Source organism: Microbacterium sp. 3J1, from assembly GCF_001049495.1.
Lineage (GTDB): Bacteria > Actinomycetota > Actinomycetes > Actinomycetales > Microbacteriaceae > Microbacterium.
In genome coordinates, this window is the sequence record NZ_CDWI01000004.1 from 85,652 (window position 1) to 104,213 (window position 18,562).

Genomic DNA, 18,562 nt, shown 5'->3' on the forward strand with positions numbered 1-18,562 from the left:
AGCATGAGCCAAGAGGGCGTCCACCACGGTGGGCGTCCTCTTCCAATTGAAGACAGAAAGGAGGTGAACATGGCCTCAACCGATGGATTCGTCAGACTGCCGAACTGGCTGATCGACGACAGTGACCTGAGTTGGAACGAGTTGGCCGTGTACATCGTCCTATTACGATTCCGAGACCCGAAGACGGGTGAATGCTTCCCCGGCATGACGACGATCGCCGACCGCGCCCGAATCAGCCGCAAGACAGTGGAACGCGTAATCCCGAAGCTCGAGGCACGTCAGATGATTCGGGTCAAGCGGCGCAGCACCCTCACGGTGAACACACCGAACGTGTACACCGTGGCTCTCGCGGATGAGACCCCGAAATTCATCTGGGAGAAGAGTGCTCGTGGTCGACGGGTGCCCAAGCATCCGAGGAAGAAACCCACAGACACAGAGTCTGTGGGTGCGGATGCCCCCGGGGAACCCACAGACACAGAGTCTGTGCCCACAGACACAGAGTCGCCACCCCCACAGACACAGAGTCGCCCTAACAAGATCCAAGTGAAGAAGATCCATCAACAAGCTTTAACACCCACTTTCTCCGAAAGCGGGTCCGAGGATTTCTCATTCGATGGGCCAGGGGCCGACAGGGCTACTGAGAGACAGGTTGCCTACCTGAAGGATCTCGCGATCCACCTCGGCTACGAGACCGGCGGCGGTGTACCCAACGATCTGCAACTGCAGCGTTGGCGGAAACTCAGCCGGGAAGAAGCAGACACTCAGATCCGCGGGTACCTCAAGGCTCTCGGCAAACCGGACGAGATCTACTACCCGCAGGCAGGCGACCCTGAGTTCGCGGCACTCAGCGACGCGGGCAAAGAGTTCGCCGAATCGGCAGGCGACCCAGCCAGCGTCTGGGAGTACGGATTCAAGCTCAAGGAGAACGGCATATGAGCGCACCCAAACCCGCCAACTTCAGAGCTCTCGCCAACGCATGGGACTCACCGATCGCGTTCGCCACCGAGTTAGCCAAGTACTACTCGCAACTCACTGAGGCCGGATACATCATGCCGGCGCCCGACATCACCAGCGAAAGGAAAGACTCTTAGCGCCCGAAGAGGGCCATGAAACGGTTATAGGCCTCGGGGTCCTGCGCAAGTTCTGCCATCACCTGTTGGTGCTTCAAGTTCGCGACCTGCACCTCGTCTGTCGATGATGCACGAGAAGCGATCAGATGAGCGACGAGATCAGTAAGGGGCTCACCAATCGCACGACGGAAGTTGAACCCGAGCAGCTGCATGACGTTCACCGTCTCGACGGAAAGGATCGGCTTCAGCAGGTCGAGGTTCTCGAGCACCTTCTCGCCCTGCGGCCCGGCACCCTGCGCGACCTTCTCAACGAGAGGGAACACAGTGTCGGCGATGTACTTCACATCACCGCTGTTCAACCGCTGAGCCACAAGTTCCGACTGGTACGCCTGCGCGATTCGGGTCATCTCGTTCTTGTCCGCGACGAGCTCGGACACAAGCTGCTCCAACCCAGCGATCGCGTCGTCCTTGCGCCCCGATGCGAGCAAGCCACGCACTTTATCGGTGACGAGCGAGGCACTGTTCCTAGCTGCGGCCTCGGTTAGCCGTACGCCCAACTCGATGATCTGCGGATCAATATCCATGAGAGGAGTAAAGCATGAGCCGACGACTCGAGAACGCATTGGTTCTCACCGGCGGAGACGCCCTGTTGCTCTATCAAGCGGCTCATCTTCGTGAGCTGAGAGTGAAGGCACGCGGTCGCTCAGAACGGCTATACGAACTGCTCACCGACATCACCAAGACTGCCTTAAGCCACAGCGATTCCGTCGACGGAAAAGTCCCGAGGGAAACGACGGAAAGAGACGAGAGTCAAGACATGGAAATCGTGAACGTCGGACAGCTCGCACGCCGAGCAGGAGTCACGCCGCGCACGATCCGCAATCACATCCTTCTCGGTCTCATCAAGGCCGAGAAGGCGAACCGCACCTGGCTCATCAGCGCTCAGGACGCGGATCAGTACATCAGTGGCCGTCAAGCGGCCTGACGGACGGGAGAACCAGTGTCCATGAACGAAACCACACTCAACGGCCACATCAACGAGATCCGAGCCGCGGCAAAGCGGATCACCACCACGTGGGAAGCAGCTACCCGCGTCACACGGATCAACGAGGCACTCGACGACTCTGTGCGCACGGAGCTCGTCGACCTCTTCACCGCGAAGGCCACTGCAGCGCTGGAAGGTCGCCGTGACTCGGAGGTCACAGCGATCGACTCAGCCGGCATCGACGATGAGAGCGCAGCACGCTTCCACGCCGACCTGAACCGCACCGACATCTACACCCTGAACAAGTAGGAGACACCATGTCCATCGAATTCCGCGACAGCGGCGCAGTCACCATCCACGAAAACGACAGCGCTGAGCTCGTCGAAGTGGCAACCAGGATCAAAGCCCTGCGCGACACAGCCAAGCAGTCCAGCCAGTACCACGGACGGGAACTGGACGCGATCAGCCGAGACCCCAACCTCAGCGACCAGGGCAAGAAGGAACGCACCGCCGACCTCGAAGCCCACCACAAGACCCAGCGTCACGCAGCCATGGCGCAGGAGAAGCAGATCATCAACGACAAGATCACCACACTCGAGCGCCGACTCGACGGGTTCGTCGGATACAGCAGCGAGAACGTGATGGCCTTCCGCGACGCGCAGGACCGAGCCGAGAGCATCGAGGACGCCGACAAGGCCGCAACCGTCATGGCTCGCGCACTGCGCACCAACGACACCACACTCGCGCACGCGATCTACCGCCGAGCAGTCAACAACGGATGGGCCGAAGCCAGCCGCGCATTCGCCGCACAGAATCCGACAGTCGCAGCCCTCGTCAAGGACGTTCGCACGCTCGAGAAGCTGCGCGACGCAGGCTTCAACCGAGCCGTCGCGTACATGTGAGCGAGGACAGTCGATGAGTCACACGAAGGCGAACGAGCTCCAGGGGGAGGTGGGCCCCTCGCCACTCCTCAGCGGGTCTCCGGGGCTTCCCGGCATCCCCCTCCGGTCTTTTTTTTCCACAGGATCGACGCTCGTCAGCGTGCGCCGAGAAGGAGTAGCAAGTGTCAGATGAGTGCGAGATACCGGCAGCAGCGCTGACCGGCAGATGAGCTCCTTCGTGAACGCGTTCATGGGGCACGAATCAACGTCGGACTGGGACTGAGAGGAATCAACATGACAACACTGAAAGAGAAGATCGAGCGGGAGAAGAATCTCGCCGAGGAGCTGATCGCAGAGGCTGAGGCTTACTACGCCTCTGTCGGGCCCGTCGAGGTGGATGCGGTGCTCGGCGAGACGAAGGTCACCTTCCAGGTGCCGTTCATGTACCCAATCGATTTCAACGAGCTGGCCTCGACCCACTGGCCGCGACCTGGGGTTGCGGTGGATGCGCCGCTGTGGTTCAACCTCGATGCGGTCACGAAGAACTACCCGAACATCACGATGGTGGTCGACGGCGAAGAGGACGACCTGTACCGCGTCCGCAACAAGGAAGCTGTCTACATCTTCCCGGAGCTCTACGCGCAGATGCCGCCCGAGGACGCGCAGAACCTTCGCATGGCGGTGTGGGCGCTGAACATCTGGGAGCCGCAGCAGCGTCGTGAGAAGAAGGTCGCCGAGAAGAAGGAGGCCGAAAATGGCTGATCGGGTGGTGAAGGTGACCTTGAAGGCGGTCGTCTCGGACTACGAGAGGTCGATGCGTGACGCAGCGAACGCGACTGCCACGGTGGGCACCGAGGCGGAGAAGCTGGCGCAGAAGAAGCAGGCGTTCCAGCAGCTTGGTGCCGCCAGCCTGACGATGGGCGCGGTGCTCTCGGCAGGCCTTGTGCTCGCGTCGAAGGCGGCGATGGATTTCGACGCCCAGATGTCCAACGTTCAGGCCGCAACGCACGAGACTGCGGCGAACATGGATCTGCTGCGGCAGGCGGCTCTGGATGCTGGCGAGTCGACCGTGTTCTCCGCTACCGAAGCTGCGCAGGCCATCGAAGAACTGTCGAAGGCTGGCGTCTCGACGGCTGACATTCTCAGCGGCGGTCTGACTGGCGCTCTGGATCTCGCTGCGGCTGGTGGCGTGGGTGTCGCCGAGGCTGCGGGGATCGCAGCCACGGCCCTGAAGCAGTTCAACCTTAACGGGTCTGACATGGCGCACGTCGCCGATCTGCTTGCCGCGGGGGCGGGCAAGGCGATGGGCGACGTCACGGATCTGTCGCAGGCGCTCAACCAGTCCGCTCTGGTGGCGAAGCAGACCGGCCTGTCGATCGAGGAGACGACCGCGGGACTGTCAGCATTCGCGGCTGCCGGTTTGCTGGGCTCGGACGCAGGTACGAGCTTCAAGACGCTCCTGCAGTCGCTCACGCCCACGTCCTCTGCTGCGGCTGAAGCGATGGAGAAGTACAACCTCCAGGCCTATGACGCTCAGGGTAATTTTGTTGGCCTGTCGGAGTACGCGGGCAAGCTCAAAGAGGGATTGTCCGGGCTGAGTGTGGAGCAGCAGAACGCGACCCTCAAGACGATCTTCGGCGCCGATGCTGTGCGCGCTGCCACGGTGCTCTATCAGCAGGGCGCAGAAGGCATTGATGCGTGGACGGAAGCCGTCGATGACCAGGGCTACGCGGCCGAGACGGCCCGTGTGCGGCTCGACAACCTGAAGGGTGACATCGAAGCACTCGGAGGCGCATTTGAGACGGCTCTGATTGATACAGGGTCGACGGCGAATGACACACTGCGGGCAATGGTGCAGGCTCTCACCGGGCTGGTCGGTATCTACAACGATCTGCCGGCGCCCGTGCAGGCGTCGGTCATGGCTCTCGGAGGTGCTGCGGCGGCTGTCGCGCTGACCGGTGGCGCCGCGTTCCTCGCGGTTCCGAAGTGGCTCGAGTTCAAGGCCACCGTCGAGGCGTCGACCTGGACGATGAAGGGTATCGGGTTCGCGGCGGGTGGGGCTGCAGCGGTGCTGGGTGGCCTGTTCCTGGTGGTCGGCGAGCTCGCCGCCAGTCACCAGCGCGCAGAGCAGAAGGCACAGTCGTACGCGGACACGCTCGCGGAGGGCACGCACGAGATCACCGACGCCACGCGGGAGATGATCGCCACGAGCCTCACCGCAGATCAGTCGTTCCTGTGGATCTCGCAGGGGTCGCTCGCCGATAACGCCGAGACGCTGGGCCTGTCTATCTCGACGGTTACGGATGCAATCTCGGGCAACGTGGATGCGCTTGAGGAGGTGCAGGGCGCGATCAAGAAGGGCATCGACGAGGGTTACAAGCCATCCAAGGATGCCAACCTCGATTTGTACGACGCCGCGGTGCTTCTGCAGTCGGGTATCGAAGGCGAGGTCGGCGCACTCGACAAGGCGACCGAGAAAGCCCGCCAGTCGGCGGAGGCCACCAAGGGCAGCGCGGAGGCCACGCAGACGGCCACCGAGGCGTATCAGGCCGAAGCGGACACCGTCAGCAACCTGAACTCGCAGCTCACCGATCTCATCAACCGAATCAACGGTGCGAACGATGTCGCGGTGAACGCCATCACTGCGAACGCGGACTATCTGTCGGCGCTCGACGGGCTGGGTGCGCAGGCAGAAAAGCTGGGGCTGTCACTTGACGAGACCTCAGTGTCTGGTTCCGCCAACGCGGCAGCAATGGGTGAGCTCGCATCGAAGGCCCGCGACGCCTCGCAGGCGCAGTTCGAGCAGGATCTCACGACGATGTCCGCGGATGAGGCCGCGAAGAAGTGGAACGGGACTCTCGCGGCTCAGCGGCAGGCATTCATCGACTCCGCGACCGCCGCCGGCTATAACGCCGGCGAGGTGAAGGCTCTCGCGGATCGCATCTTCCAGATGCCGTCCGAGAAGGAAGTGGACATTCTGGTGGAGACGGCTGCGGCCCAATCGCAGATCGACAAGTTCATCACCCTCAACAACGGCAAGCGCGTGAAGGTGTTCGTCGATGCTGAAGGCGGTCAGTCCTTCCGCGTGGGTGGCACGACGGTCTCTCCGGGCATGGCGGCTGGCGGCCCGGTCATCGGCAGAGGAGCCAAGGGTGTCGATTCCGAGCTCCGGATGCTCGCGCCCGGTGAGCATGTCGTTACAGCACCTGAGGTCGACGCGGCCGGGGGACACAGTGCCGTCGAAGCATGGAGAGCCCAGCTCCTGACTCCCACCGCACCGGAGCCCGTCTATGTCCGCACGGGAGACGTCTGGAATTACGGGGGCGGCCAAGCAGGCTCGCAGCCCATCTCTCTCGACGGCCTCGCGATCACCGGAACGCTCGAGATCGGCGGTGACGGCCTCGCCCGGATCGTCGATGGGCGAATCAATCAGTACGACGAGTCGCGGGCGATGGTTTCTCGGGGTGGGAGTCGACCGTGACCAGTTCGACCCAAGCCAACGCACCCTCCGACCGAAAGGCACTCACATGACACGACCGACATTCGCCAGGGACGAACGTAATCGACACCTCATCGTCCCGAACGACGATGCTGTGCGCGTCGCACCGGGCCTCTATGAAACGGGAGCTCTCAGCGCCGTTCAGCCCGGGCTCTACCCACTCGACGCAGCGCAGGAAGAGATCTCCCCGATGGAAGGAATCCACCAATGACTCATCGACTCGTAGCCGTAGACGACTCTGACTACCGGCTCCCCGACCCCGTGATGCAGGCGCTCGAACTCGACTTCGCGCGCGAGGCCACGATCGACGCCAACCGCCACGGGGTGAAAGCGGACGGCATCACCGACGACTCACCGGCATGGCAGGCGATCGTCAACACCGCTCTCACGGGCTCGGTGATCACCTGGACCGGGCGCTCGATGCTGCGGACTCCCATCATCTGGAAGACGGGCATCTCGCTGATCGGTGAAGGCTGGGGCCGGTCCGTCCTGGCAACGGTCGACAACGGCATCCCCACGTGGCACGCCGCCATCCGCTGGGTGGAGGGCGACGGGGCGAGCATCACGAACACGCTCGAGGATTGCGTGTGGGCGAACTTCGAGGTGGACGGATCTCAGCTCTCGACCGGAGGACAGTACAAGATCTCCGCCAAGGGACTCTTCACGCTGTATCACCGGAACTGCCAGTGGCGGAACCTGTACATCCACGACACCCAGGCGACCGGCCTCGGCTGCGACTTTATGCCCGGATCGCTCATCACCGGATGCCTCGTCACCGACTGCGGCTACATGAACCCGGGCAACGCGGGTGGAGGCGCGGGCATCGGCATCGGAACCGGCGCGTGGGAAGTCGAAGACGTCATCATCACCGGCAACACAACCCGCAACAACGGCAACTGGGGCATCTTCGTCGAGGTGCAGGAGTACACCGACGCCTATATCAACCAGGGCATCCGGGGTACGGGTGCGCGCATCATCGGCAACACGTCGTACCACGACCGCGTGGGGTTTGGTGACCGCGGCACCGTCGGCACGCTCATCCAGGGCAACGTGGCGCACTCGCCCACAGTCTCCGGAGTGAGCGTGTCGTTCGGATCTCGCGAGGGAGCCGTGCTGGACAACCACGTGTACAAGTCGGGGGCAGTCGGCATCTTCGTGCAGACAAACGTGACGGATGAGGTTGTCGCCGGCAACCACGTGTATGACTCGGGCACGCACGGTATCCACATTCAGGCGATGGCCGCGGCGAACAAGGCGATCTCGATCCGAGACAACGTTGTGTCCCGGTCAAACAACTGCGGCATTCTCGTGGACTGCACCAGCGGTTCGACGGATGGTCTCATGATCCGCGGAAATAGGGTGTGGAACAACGGAAAAGCGGGCGGCGTCTACACGCAGGGCATCCGCATGGAGGCCAACGCCTCGGCAGCATCAATTTCGGGCAACCGCGTCTTCGACGACCAGGCTACGAAGACCCAGGGAGCCGGCCTGCAGTTGTCAGCTTCAAACACACGCACCCTCTCCGACGCGTCCATCGACAACAACAACTTCACTGGATCGACAGTCGCCGTCAGCCTCAGCTCCCACACGCGGACGAACGTCACAATCGGCGACAACGTCGGCTACCTGACGGCGAACCAGGGAACTGCGACGATCGCCGACGGCGCGTCGACAGTGACTGTGCCACATGGCCTGGGTGGGGTGCCCAGTCAGGTGCAGCTCACCCCGAACGGGTCCGCTCAGGTGTGGATCAACGCGAAGGGCGTCAGCAACATCATCATCCAGCGTCTCGGGACCAGCGGGCCCCTCACTGTGGACTGGACCGCGACCTACCGTCCTTAGCAATACGACACCCGCGGGTGGCGTATTGCCGCCACCTGCGGGTGTCGGTACGGCTACTGATCGACAACGACTCGGAAAGGATGATGACATCATGAACGCATGCTCTCTGGCACATGCGCATTCTGCGGCAATCAAACTCACTTCACAGCACGCTCCGCGAGGATCGGACCACTCGTCGAGCCGGACTCTGGCGAATCGAGGGCGTACTTCTCGAAGTTCGCCCTCGAGGTTGCCGGCACATGCGATGCCTGCCACAGATTCAACTCCGCGCTGGGCGTCTCCGCCTATCTCCAGCGCTCGCTCACCGAGGGGACGTATCTCACTGGGGCGGACATGGTCAGGGAGGCCGAAGCGATGACCATCTCTGAATGGTCACCTCCTCTGATGGCGCGGGTAGACGTCGAGTTCATGCCCCCAGGGGTCGCGGCGTACTTCGCCGAGGCCCATGATGCGAACAGCGTTAACGCCTATCGAGCAGTACTGCTTCTCGTGCGGAGCGTGGTCGAAGCAACCGCCAAAGATCTTGAAATCACTTCGGGCTCCCTTGTCCAGAAGATCAATCAGCTCGCGGAGGATGGTCACATCCGAAAAGGCACGCGCGAGATGGCGCATGCTCTTCGGATTCTGGGGAACGATATGGCGCATGGAGACATCGATGCGGTGCCCACCGCAGAGGACGCATCTGATGCGCTGCGTATCGCGCGGTTCGTGCTGGACGACGTCTACGTTGCCGACGCCGTCCGGCAAGACATGCTTGCCCGACGGGAAGGCCGCTGACTGCGCCGAGCATGTCAGGAACGAGTACTACTCAGGCCGTGCACGAGCAGCGAAGTCAGCCATCGACGCTGACTGCGTTGCCCCACACCCAGCACCTGAAGACTTCGCGATCCGCGCGGAATTCGATTCCGGCGGCGAGGGGTGTCGAGCGCATCAGCTTAGCGTCCACACGGATCGCCTCAGGGCCGAATCTCACCCACGCTCTCACTCGCCTCTGGAGCGCGTGTGGGTAGATCGTGACCGGTTGCTCGCGTAGAGCTAGTTCGCGCTCGGTCAGGGATTGTAGAGGCCCGTGCTTGGCTGCGGAGAGGATCGCTTGGTGCTGCGCCTGCATGTCGTAGTACGGGGCGAGTCGCTTGCTTGCACCCATGCCTGCGCCCCTTCCCAGGCTCAGACTGAGGGTACCAAGTATCGAACATACGTTCTATACCCGAGCGGTGCTATGTCAATCCGAAAGGTTCTGCAATCACCCCTCCTGCGCGGCGGCCTTCGCGGCTCCGTCAGAAATGTCCGGGCCTTCGCCATCTAGGGGGAAAGCCAGTTCGCCTCGCATGAAGACCTTGAGCAGGATCGGTTCCCGGAATACGCGGGTCGTGAGCGTGAGGACGGCTTCGCGCCAGAACGGGAAGGCCTGCATGAGAGCGACATTGTTCACAAACTCAAAGGCGACGTCTCGAGGGATTCGGAGCGGCTCGTCAGATGCGTATTCGCAAGCTAGGTCTACGACAACTTCGCCCTGAGGTGCGGTGATGTCGACTCTGAACCTCACCCCGAACTCGTTGCCCACATGTCGCGTGCGGAATCCATAATCAGTCTTGTGCCCGCCATCCGGAATCTCCGAGGGAGCCTCCTCCTCGCGAAGCGTTGCGGCAACCTGGTAAAAAACGACCTCGGTCAGATCTAACTTCTCGACCAGGGACTCAATGGTCTCGACACCCCTATCGGACACAGGTCAGCCCCATCCGCCTCGTGCAACCACGCGACGGCTGCGGTGCGCATCGAGGCTGACAACCTTGTGGCCTCTCCACGAAGTGTCGGAGTCAAGGTCCAGTGCTGCTGAGTGGTTCACGATCGCGCCGAGGGCGTGGGCGTATCGACGAATCGTGGAGAGCTTCGGGTCGTTCCCTTGGCTTTCGAACGCAGCCAAAGCGGGCTGGGTCAATCCCATCCTCTTCGCCAGCGCGTCCTGCGATAGACCACTCCGCTTCCGGAGCTCGCGAAGCGCCCCGATCAAGTTCAGATCGTTCTCCATCAGAATCCGCGCTCGACGCTCATCGGGAGATTCGCTGTCGTCGGCGAACGGATCGGAGCCGTCGAAGAGGTGGGTGTCGTCAGGCAGGTGCAAGGCGTTCGACATAAGCTCCAGTTTATATCGAGCTATAGCGGTCGTCAAACTTTGCCTTCGGCCTTGAGCTCATAGAAGCGATCGGCTGCGATTGCGATCTCGGCGTCCTGCTCGTCGTCGACCGTGGAGCTGTCGATGTCCTTCCAATGGACGTGGAGGCCAAGGACTGAGCTTCCCCCCTTGCGCGCCCAGCGCTTCGGTTCGAGATGGTAGAACCTGACGTGCACCTCACGCGACTTGGTGGCCGACAGGCGCGCCAGGTAGGAGCATCGGACTTCGAACAACTGAAGCCGCGGTTCGGAGCGCATCGGACCTTTCACCCCGTGCAACGGCTCCAAGCCACCCCGCCGCAACTGAGCCATCGTGGCGCGAATCTCACCTCGGAATCGCTCTACGTCGGGTAGTTCGAGTCCGATGTTCGCCAACGTCTCGTCCAAGGCCTTGAGGACAGTATCGCCTTCGAAGCGGGGGAACCACTGGTAGTTGATCGGGGCAAAGTCCGGATCTGCAGTGATCGACTCCTCCCCTGAGTCTGGGTCACCAATTGCAGCCACGACCACAGCATAGAGCACACCCGCCTCTCGCCCCGGGTACCTCCAATTGCAGACCGCCACTCGACGCGACCTCGCGATTCGTAGAACCTCTTTCGGGATTAAGTGGAAGGGCTAGAGTACGGAAATGACCGAAAGCCAGACGCCCACCCTCCCCGAAACCGTCGGGGAGTCCGTCAAGTTCCTCGGCGGCTCGAGCGGCAACCCCGTCACCATCACGAAGGTTCGCGAAAACGAGTTCGAAGTGCGCTACGACTACCACAGCGACTACCTCGCGACGCTCGAGCAGGACGGCAACGACTCATTCTTTCTCACCCCCGCACCTGGCGTAAGTGCAGTCGGGGGCGGCTGGGATCGCTGGCAGTTCTTTTACGAGCACTTCTGATCCCCCGCTGCGCGGCCGTCCTTAGTCGGGCGCCCGCTTCTCTGCTCCGAGCAGTCCCGCGCTCGCGGGGAGCGGTCGATCGGCCAGCTCCTGCAGGCGGAGGGCCATGTCCTGGGAGATCTTGGCCGGAATCATCCTGATCCGCGAAACCGCCTCGGGGACGATGTTCACAAAGTCGAGGTACATCTCGCGCAGCCGCAGGAAGTCATCTGCGAGTGACGGCGAGTCGGCATCCACCAGCCAGTGCAGGAACGCGATCGACTCTTCCTCTATCTCCCCCCATCGCCTCAGCCTTTTGGCATAGCGGTCGCCCTCGCGCGCTCCCTGAACCCACCAGGGGTCGCCATCTCGAGCGATCTGCTGCTTCCACGCATCGTCATCCGCCCGTCGCTGAGCCAAGAGCTCGAGCGCGGGCCGGGGTCTTCTCTGACACAACGCCTTCAGCACGTTGAGTGTCGTTGGCCAAGGAACGTGGAGTACCCCGTCATCCTCGAATGAGTCAGGGTGGCTCCGCAATTCTTCCGCAGTCAGCCGCGAGATCTTCAGGAGCTCATCGACGTTTCGAACGACGAGGATGCCAGCTGCACCGTTGTAGTAGATCTCAGCCACGCCGGGGTGTACTAGAGAATCGAACAGCAGCACGGCGGCTTCGCCGTGGCTGGTAGGTGGTCGATGCTGCTCGGCAGCTCTCCACAGGTCGACGGTCGCCTGGTACGCGTCACGCAGCTCCCACGGGACCTTCGCTCGACCGATCGGCACCCATTCCGACTTACCCCGCATGTCTCGGTCTAGATGCTGGACTCGGATCTTGTGCGCCTTGTCTGGCACCACGTCGATCTCGACCCGATGCTGGGACCCATCCTTCGGGTCAACGTACAGCCAGTCGGTTCCTTCGTCGGCAGACGTAACCCGGCGCTCGTGAACGCTCATGCGAAGAGGATAGGTCGTATGCTCAGCGACATGATCGTCTATGAAGCGATTGCACGTCGGGACGGCAACTTCTGGTTCGTCGAAATCCCCGAGCTGGGCTTGTTCACCCAGGCACGGACCGTCGATGAAATCGACGGTATGGCTCGCGACGTCATCGCGCTCAGCCTCGATGTCCCAACCGAATCGTTCGGCGTTCAGGTGGGAGTCAGGCGCTGAGTGCCAGTAGACATGACTGAACAGTGGCTGTCGCCGGCGCAGGTTTGCTCTCTCCTCCCTGGTATGACCGAGGAGATTCTGAGCGAGCGCCGTAAGAAGAGACTCGACCCGCCCTACTTCAAGCCCACTGGCGACCGCGGGAAGGTCGTCCTGTACGACCGATCCGACATCACGGCATGGGTTCGGGCCAGCAAGGTCGCAACGAGACCGGGTTGACCCGACAGTCCGCAGATAGTCCGCAAGATGCTCCGTAGCCCCCAATATCTGCCAGCGTCCCACAACACCACAAGCCGCGACTTTCCAACGGATACCGACCTGGCCAATCACCCCCATCAGGCCCAAGCCGGTTCATCAACTACCGCTGACCTGCGGGGGCACGAAGGGGGCGGACGCGTCGGCGTCCGCCCCCTTCGTCGTCCTCCCCGATCCCATTCCGATATATGGGTTGTCGTGCCCGAGACTGGATGCTGTCGCATCCCGATGCGGCACACGATGCGTCGATGCATGACGCGCTGCCGAACCACGGTCCCGCGTTCGAGGATCGCGGTTCCGCCTTGTGGGGACTGGGCGCAGGGCAGTTCCGTGCACGGCATCGTTCGTGGCCGGCGAGTGTGCCAACGCTCGCCGGCCACAGAACACTTCCTTACTCGAACCTGCGACGACGCCGACCGGAGGGCGTGGCAGGCTCCTCCGAAAAACACGTCTGTGGATTATTGGCATCGCGATCGACTTCGTGATGTAGTGAGCGTCCGGGCACATCATGGGGGCCTGGATCTGGAAAGCAACTGGGGGCAATCCATGAACAGCAAGAGCTCGATGACGAGTATCAGAGAGAGCAAGCAACTGCTGGCCGAAGAGGTCTTCCAGCACATCGGCGCACAGATCGTCGACGGAGTGCTGGAGCCAGGGCACCGCATCCGCGATGTCGATGTCGCGGAGGAGCTGCACGTGTCACGCACTCCGGTGCGCGAGGCGCTGCAGCGGCTCGAGCGGCTGGGACTCGTGATGATGTACCCGAGCAGATACACCGAGGTCACCGCCGTCACACCGGAGGTCGTCGAGCAGACGCTCGAGTTCGCCGGGTACCAGGCCGGGATCTCTGCGCGGATGGGCCTCGGGCGGATGACTCCCGAGGAACGCGATGCTCTTGCGGCTCTCGTCGACGACCTCTCCTCCGCGGCGGACGACGACCTGCGGATGTCGGATGCCCGCTGGGCGGTGTTCTCGTTCCTGACGGATCGCAGCGGCAACATGCAGCACCAGGTGCTCCTCAACGATGCGAGCCTCGCGCTGATCCGAAACCTTCGCGGATGGCACATCCCGGACGCCGACCGGGCGCGGATGCTGCAGGTCTACCGGGATCTGCACGACGCGATCCTGCGGGGCGACGCCGACGACGCCGAGCGTCTCGTGCGCGCGATGTACTACGTCTGACGCCGAGTCACTGCACGGCGGCCCACCCGGTCACCCATCGGCCGAGGCGGCGGTAAGCGTCCTCTCTCGCGTCGTGTCGTGAGAGGAACACGTCGTGCAGCGCGCCGTCGATGCGCTCGACCGTGACCGAGGGGCCGAGCTTCAGCGCCGCGCGCGCGATGTCGTCGACCACCAGCACCGAATCCGCGCGCGTCAGGTCCTCGGACCACCGGGCCGGTGTCGCCGACCTCGAAGACAGCAGCACGCAGACCGGAGCCTCGATCGACAGGCCATGGGCCACCGCTGCGTGCCCACTCAGGATCGCGTGGAACCATCCCGCGTGCACGGCCATGGTCTGAGCCGGGCGCCACGCCAGATTCACCTCGACCGGGTCGGTCGGATCGGCGACCTCCTGCTGTGCACGCGTATAGAAGCCCAGGTCCACCTGCGGCGCGACGTCCCGCGGCGCCCAGCGCGCCTGCAGTTCGGCCACCGGTGCGAGCAGCGGACGCGCGGATGCCAGCTGGAACTCGAGCCACGGGCTGTTGAGGATGACGGCATCGGCCGCACCCGGGTGCCGCGACGCCCACAGGCTCAGCGTCAGGCCGCCCGTCGAATGGCCGAGCAGCACGAGCGGCCTGTGAGACGGAGAGCCGGTGTCATCCCGCCCCATCGCCCGCAGCGCGGCCGCGATGTCCTGGTCGTACGTCGCGAGGTCGGTGATGTAGCCGGGCGTCTGCCCGTCGCGCAGGCTCCGGCCGTACTTGCGCAGGTCCAGCGCGAAGAAGCGTGCACCGCGCGCGGTCCAGAAGCGGGCCAGGCGCTTCTGGAAGAAGTAGTCCGACCAGCCGTGGACGTACAGCACGTCGACGTCGGGGAGCGGGAGATCTCGGCGGCGGAGCCGATCCCACCACGGGCGCTCCCGCGGCAGCGCCCGGACGAGAGTGGCGACGACGGGGCCTTCGTCGTCGTCGGCGAGCGCGAGCGTGAGCTGCTCGAACTCGTCGCCCAGGACGTCCGCTATCCAGTCAGGCATGCCGTCAGGCTAGCCGACAGGCTGCCGTCACTGCGGAGCGGTGTGTCCGACGGTGAGGTTGCGCACGACCACATCGGCGAAGGAGGCCGGATCCGCGGCCCCGGATCCGTTGTCATATGTCATGAGCCGGATCCAGTCGACACCCACTCGGAGGTCGAGGATGTTCTCTCCGTGTTCGCCGCTGCTGCGCACGGCCGCGTCCGCGCCCTCCCACTCCACGGGGTCGCCGTCGACCTTCTCGAACGCCCACGCTCCGGCGGGGAGCGTCGTGAGCATCAGATAACTGGATCCTTCGTACTCACTCCCGGGAGACTTGAAGTAGCAGATGCGCGAGCCGTTCACGACCTCGTACACCTCTGCGGGGATGCCCCACCCTCCGAAATCGGTGAAGAGTGCCGCTTCCTCGCCGACGAGCTCGCTCACCTCCTGCTCGGTGATGAACCTCTCGCACGCCGCACCCACGATCTCGCTGTCGATGTACTCGACGTCATGGATGCTCGCTGCTGCCGAGGCGACGAGTCGCCGCATGGCCTCCTCCCCGCGCGCGGCGTCGGCCTCGCCGAGACCGGGCTCGTGCACGCTTGCGGACAGCAGCACCTCGCCGTCGGGGAACTCGAATGTGCACCAGTCCTCTTCGCAGCGGGCCTGCTCACCCCAGTAGCCCTGCCGCTCGGTCGCGCCGGCGATCACCGCGTCGGCTCCCGGGACCATGGAGACCTCCCAGCCGCGCTCCGCGTCGCCGGCCGAGCACGCGATCCCGCCTGCACGCTGGAACATGTGCTGCGCGGGCCCTGGGAGCCAGCCCATCGCAGACACCAGCGAGAGCACCGGTGCGACCGGCGTCGACGGCTCACCCACGAGCTCGGCCATGGTGGCGGCGACGTCGTCGCACGTCACGTCGAATGCCGGCTCCGGTTCGACGATGGGCGCCGGGGTCGGGGTCGGGGTGGCGGTCGTCGACGCCGTCGAGGACGGCGATGCGGATGGCTTCGGCTCGGCGGCCGGCTCGGCCGTGCATCCTGACACCAGCAGGAGAGCGGCGATGCCGAGGACGGTCAGGGAGCGCAGTCGCATTCCTTCAGCGTACGGACGCCGCTCCGCGGGCGCACCGGGTGCCGACAACGATCAGGTGACGGTCACTCCCCGCGGGAGACGCGCACCATCTCGTCACGCGGCACGACCTTCACGCGTGCGCGCTCGTGCGGTGCGCCGAGCGCGATCTCGTGCTCGTCGAGGCGGTGCCAGCCGTCGAGGTCGGTCCACTGCACGCCGCGCTCCTGCAGGAGCGCCGGGATCGCCGCCTCCGACGGGTCCTCCGGGTGCCACCACGAGCCCTGGTCGTTGATGATGTGGCGGACCGTCTCCATGGCATCCGACTTCGTGTGGCCGATGAGTCCGACCGGTCCGCGCTTGATCCATCCCGTGGCGTAGATGCCGGGCATCTGCTGGTTGGAGTCCTTCGCGAGCACCTGGCCTTCGCGGTTGGGGATCACTCCGTGCTTCTTGTCGAACGGCACACCGGGAAGCGCGGAGCCGAAGTAGCCGATCGCGCGGTAGAGCGCCTGCAGCGGCACCTCGCGCATCTCGCCCGTGCCCACGGCACCGCCCTGCCCGTCGGGCCGGGTGCGCTCGTACACGAGTGCGGCGACGCGGCCGGACTCGTCGGTGCGGACCTCGACCGGGCGTGCCCAGAAGTGCAGGTGCAGACGGCGGGACGCGGTTCCGCCGGCGTTGTTCACCGAGTCGCGCTTGCGCCACGACTGCAAGATGCGATCGATGACCATGACCTGCTTGTTGCTGGCCACAGCGTCCTTCGAGGCGTCGTCGTAGTCGAAGTCCTCGTCGTAGACGACCATGTCGACATCGCGCAGCTCGCCGAGCTCGCGGAGCTCGAGAGGGGTGAACTTCACCTGCGCGGGGCCACGGCGTCCGAAGACATGGACGTCGGTGACGGCGCTGGCCTTCAGCCCCTCGTAGACGTTCTCCGGGACCTCGGTCACGAGGAGGTCCTCAGCGTGCTTCGCGAGCATCCGCGCCACGTCGAGCGCGACGTTGCCATTGCCCAGCACGCCGACGGAGGCCGCGTCCAGCGGCCACTCGCGCGGCACGTCGGGGTGACCGTCGAACCAGCTCACGTAGTCCGCCGCACCATAGGAGGCGACCGCGTCGATTCCCGGAATGTCCAGCGAGGTGTCGCGGATCGCACCGGTGGCGAAGATCACCGCGTTGTAGTGCTTCTTGAGGTCGTCGAGCGTGATGTCCTCACCGAAGCGCACGTTGCCGAAGAGCCGGATGTCGCCACGGTCGAGCACGTCGCGCAGGGCGTTGATGATGCCCTTGATGCGGGGGTGGTCGGGCGCGACGCCGTAGCGCACGAGGCCGTACGGTGCGGGGAGCTGCTCGAAGAGATCGATCGAGACGTCGAACTTGCGTTCGGCCTTCAGCAGGATATCGGCGGCGTAGATGCCGGCGGGGCCCGCTCCGACGATGGCGAGTCTGAGCTTGGTCATAGGGGGTCCTTTCGTGTGCCGTCACGCCAGGGTGTGTGCGGCCGACGGCCGCTCGCACTCAGCTGGAGCGTTCGACGAGGGTCTCAGCGAAACGGGTGAGAGCTTCGCGCACCGTTCCCCGGGGCAGCGGAGCGAGTGCGTCGATCGCGTCCCGCGTCCAGGAGTGCGCGAGCGCGAGGGTCTTCTGGGTTCCGGCATGGTCGCGGAGCTCGGTGAGCGGACCGTCGAGGATCGACGGGTCCTCGCCGTCGGCGATGCGGGCGACGCCGTCGTCGATGCGGGCGGCGAGGTCGATCGAGGCGTCGTCGGTCTCGGCCTTGAGCAGCAGGTACGGCATCGTCGGCACGCCGGCGCGCAGATCGGTGCCGGGTACCTTGCCCGTGTCCTCGGGCTTCGCGGAGAGGTCGATGACGTCGTCGAGCAGCTGGAACGCGACGCCGATCTTCTCTCCGTACACGCGCAGCGGCTCTTCGTACTCGCTGGGCGCGTTCGAGAAGATCACGCCGCCCTGCGTCGCCGCGGCGATCAGCGAGCCGGTCTTGTCGGCGAGCACCTGGATGTAGAAGTCGATCGGATCGTCGTCGGGCTGCGCGCCGATCGTCTCGTGCATCTGACCGAGGACGAGCCGCTCGAACGTGTCGGCCTGCAGCCGGATCGCCCTCTCGCCCAGGCGGGACATCAGCTGGCTGGCGCGGGAGAACAGGATGTCCCCGGTGAGGATCGCGATGTTGTTGCCCCAGACCGTCTGCGCGGCCGGAACGCCGCGGCGGCGGTCGGCGCCGTCCATGACGTCGTCGTGGTAGAGCGAGCCGAGGTGCGTGATCTCGAGAGCCTTGGCGACGTCGATCACTTCGTCGGTGTTGCCGTCGCCGAGCTGGGCGGCGAGGAGCGTGAGCACGGGGCGGATGCGCTTGCCACCCGCCTCGTAGAGGTAGCGGCTGGCGGCGTCGGCGAGAGGATCCGCGACCCGCACATCTTCGGCGAGACCCGTCTCGACGCGCTCGAGTCCGTCTTCGATCGCCTGGGCGACGCGTCGACCGGCGGTGCCGATGAAGACACGGTCGCTGAAACCGAGACGGCTCGCCAGTCGCGAACCCGGGGCAACGCGGCTCGAAGTCACGC

The 18,562-nt window shown here is 64.2% G+C and carries 21 protein-coding genes; 12 read left to right on the forward strand and 9 right to left on the reverse strand.

Annotated features, from left to right (window positions below):
* The first annotated feature begins 69 nt into the window (after positions 1-69).
* The gene (locus BN2660_RS02420) at positions 70-936 is read left to right on the forward strand and encodes a helix-turn-helix domain-containing protein (protein ID WP_176697053.1); all 867 of its coding nucleotides are present in this window, start codon (positions 70-72) and stop codon (positions 934-936) included.
* 151 nt (positions 937-1,087) lie between these two features.
* Here the strand turns inward: BN2660_RS02420 and BN2660_RS02425 are convergent, their stop codons facing one another.
* Positions 1,088-1,654, reverse strand: coding sequence for a hypothetical protein (locus tag BN2660_RS02425; RefSeq protein WP_091226800.1), 567 nt, complete (start codon positions 1,652-1,654; stop codon positions 1,088-1,090).
* Positions 1,655-1,668: 14 nt separating this feature from the next.
* Here BN2660_RS02425 and BN2660_RS16390 point away from each other — a divergent pair, with 14 nt between their 5' ends.
* The 7 genes from BN2660_RS16390 to BN2660_RS02455 all read left to right on the forward strand — a co-directional run bounded on the left by BN2660_RS16390 (position 1,669) and on the right by BN2660_RS02455 (position 9,054).
* Positions 1,669-2,055, forward strand: a complete 387-nt coding sequence (locus BN2660_RS16390) for a MerR family transcriptional regulator (RefSeq protein ID WP_141651220.1) — start codon at positions 1,669-1,671, stop codon at positions 2,053-2,055.
* Between the two features lie 21 nt (positions 2,056-2,076).
* On the forward strand, positions 2,077-2,364 hold the full coding sequence (locus BN2660_RS02430; RefSeq protein WP_091226803.1) for a hypothetical protein: 288 nt from the start codon (positions 2,077-2,079) through the stop codon (positions 2,362-2,364).
* Between the two features lie 8 nt (positions 2,365-2,372).
* Complete coding sequence (locus BN2660_RS02435; RefSeq protein ID WP_091226805.1) at positions 2,373-2,957, forward strand: hypothetical protein; 585 nt, start codon at positions 2,373-2,375, stop codon at positions 2,955-2,957.
* Positions 2,958-3,230: 273 nt separating this feature from the next.
* Positions 3,231-3,698 carry a hypothetical protein gene (locus BN2660_RS02440; protein WP_091226807.1) on the forward strand — a complete coding sequence of 156 codons (468 nt, stop codon included), beginning with the start codon at positions 3,231-3,233 and terminating at the stop codon, positions 3,696-3,698.
* Complete coding sequence (locus BN2660_RS02445; RefSeq protein WP_091226810.1) at positions 3,691-6,417, forward strand: phage tail tape measure protein; 2,727 nt, start codon at positions 3,691-3,693, stop codon at positions 6,415-6,417. The genes BN2660_RS02440 and BN2660_RS02445 overlap by 8 nt, the downstream gene beginning before the upstream one ends.
* 225 nt (positions 6,418-6,642) lie before the next feature.
* Positions 6,643-8,277, forward strand: coding sequence for a right-handed parallel beta-helix repeat-containing protein (locus BN2660_RS02450; RefSeq protein ID WP_091226812.1), 1,635 nt, complete (start codon positions 6,643-6,645; stop codon positions 8,275-8,277).
* Between the two features lie 99 nt (positions 8,278-8,376).
* Entirely contained in the window at positions 8,377-9,054 is a 678-nt protein-coding gene (locus BN2660_RS02455) for a DUF4145 domain-containing protein (protein ID WP_091226814.1), read from the forward strand.
* A gap of 466 nt (positions 9,055-9,520) precedes the next feature.
* On the opposite strand, the gene BN2660_RS02465 is transcribed toward BN2660_RS02455, so the two are convergent.
* From BN2660_RS02465 to BN2660_RS02475, 3 genes are read right to left on the reverse strand one after another with little or no spacing between them, the layout of a single operon-like run.
* Positions 9,521-10,003 carry a hypothetical protein gene (locus tag BN2660_RS02465; RefSeq protein ID WP_091226819.1) on the reverse strand — a complete coding sequence of 161 codons (483 nt, stop codon included), beginning with the start codon at positions 10,001-10,003 and terminating at the stop codon, positions 9,521-9,523.
* Positions 10,004-10,006: 3 nt separating this feature from the next.
* Positions 10,007-10,411, reverse strand: a complete 405-nt coding sequence (locus tag BN2660_RS02470) for a helix-turn-helix domain-containing protein (protein ID WP_091226823.1) — start codon at positions 10,409-10,411, stop codon at positions 10,007-10,009.
* A gap of 32 nt (positions 10,412-10,443) precedes the next feature.
* Positions 10,444-10,953: a hypothetical protein gene (locus BN2660_RS02475; RefSeq protein WP_141651221.1), complete on the reverse strand. Its 510-nt coding sequence runs from the start codon at positions 10,951-10,953 to the stop codon at positions 10,444-10,446.
* 124 nt (positions 10,954-11,077) lie between these two features.
* Between BN2660_RS02475 and BN2660_RS02480 the strand changes: the two genes are divergently transcribed.
* Positions 11,078-11,335, forward strand: coding sequence for a hypothetical protein (locus BN2660_RS02480; protein ID WP_091226828.1), 258 nt, complete (start codon positions 11,078-11,080; stop codon positions 11,333-11,335).
* A 21-nt stretch (positions 11,336-11,356) separates the two neighbouring features.
* Here BN2660_RS02480 and BN2660_RS02485 read toward each other — a convergent pair whose 3' ends face one another.
* Positions 11,357-12,265 (reverse strand): hypothetical protein, encoded by a 909-nt coding sequence (locus tag BN2660_RS02485; RefSeq protein ID WP_091226831.1) that lies wholly within the window; start codon positions 12,263-12,265, stop codon positions 11,357-11,359.
* Between the two features lie 30 nt (positions 12,266-12,295).
* Here BN2660_RS02485 and BN2660_RS02490 point away from each other — a divergent pair, with 30 nt between their 5' ends.
* The 3 genes from BN2660_RS02490 (at position 12,296) to BN2660_RS02500 (ending at position 13,915) form a co-directional block, all read left to right on the forward strand.
* Complete coding sequence (locus tag BN2660_RS02490; protein WP_091227108.1) at positions 12,296-12,481, forward strand: hypothetical protein; 186 nt, start codon at positions 12,296-12,298, stop codon at positions 12,479-12,481.
* A 63-nt stretch (positions 12,482-12,544) separates the two neighbouring features.
* Positions 12,545-12,697, forward strand: coding sequence for a hypothetical protein (locus tag BN2660_RS16515; protein WP_176697054.1), 153 nt, complete (start codon positions 12,545-12,547; stop codon positions 12,695-12,697).
* A gap of 600 nt (positions 12,698-13,297) precedes the next feature.
* A complete protein-coding gene (locus tag BN2660_RS02500) occupies positions 13,298-13,915 on the forward strand; it encodes a GntR family transcriptional regulator (protein ID WP_255304991.1) in 618 nt (205 codons plus the stop codon).
* Between the two features lie 7 nt (positions 13,916-13,922).
* On the opposite strand, the gene BN2660_RS02505 is transcribed toward BN2660_RS02500, so the two are convergent.
* The 4 genes from BN2660_RS02505 to BN2660_RS02520 form a co-directional block, all read right to left on the reverse strand.
* A complete protein-coding gene (locus tag BN2660_RS02505) occupies positions 13,923-14,930 on the reverse strand; it encodes an alpha/beta hydrolase (protein WP_091226839.1) in 1,008 nt (335 codons plus the stop codon).
* A gap of 27 nt (positions 14,931-14,957) precedes the next feature.
* Entirely contained in the window at positions 14,958-16,004 is a 1,047-nt protein-coding gene (locus tag BN2660_RS02510) for a hypothetical protein (RefSeq protein ID WP_091226842.1), read from the reverse strand.
* Between the two features lie 62 nt (positions 16,005-16,066).
* Positions 16,067-17,440, reverse strand: coding sequence for an FAD-dependent oxidoreductase (locus BN2660_RS02515; RefSeq protein ID WP_091226844.1), 1,374 nt, complete (start codon positions 17,438-17,440; stop codon positions 16,067-16,069).
* A 58-nt stretch (positions 17,441-17,498) separates the two neighbouring features.
* Positions 17,499-18,560, reverse strand: a complete 1,062-nt coding sequence (locus tag BN2660_RS02520; RefSeq protein WP_091226847.1) for a polyprenyl synthetase family protein — start codon at positions 18,558-18,560, stop codon at positions 17,499-17,501.
* Between the last annotated feature and the right edge of the window lie 2 nt (positions 18,561-18,562).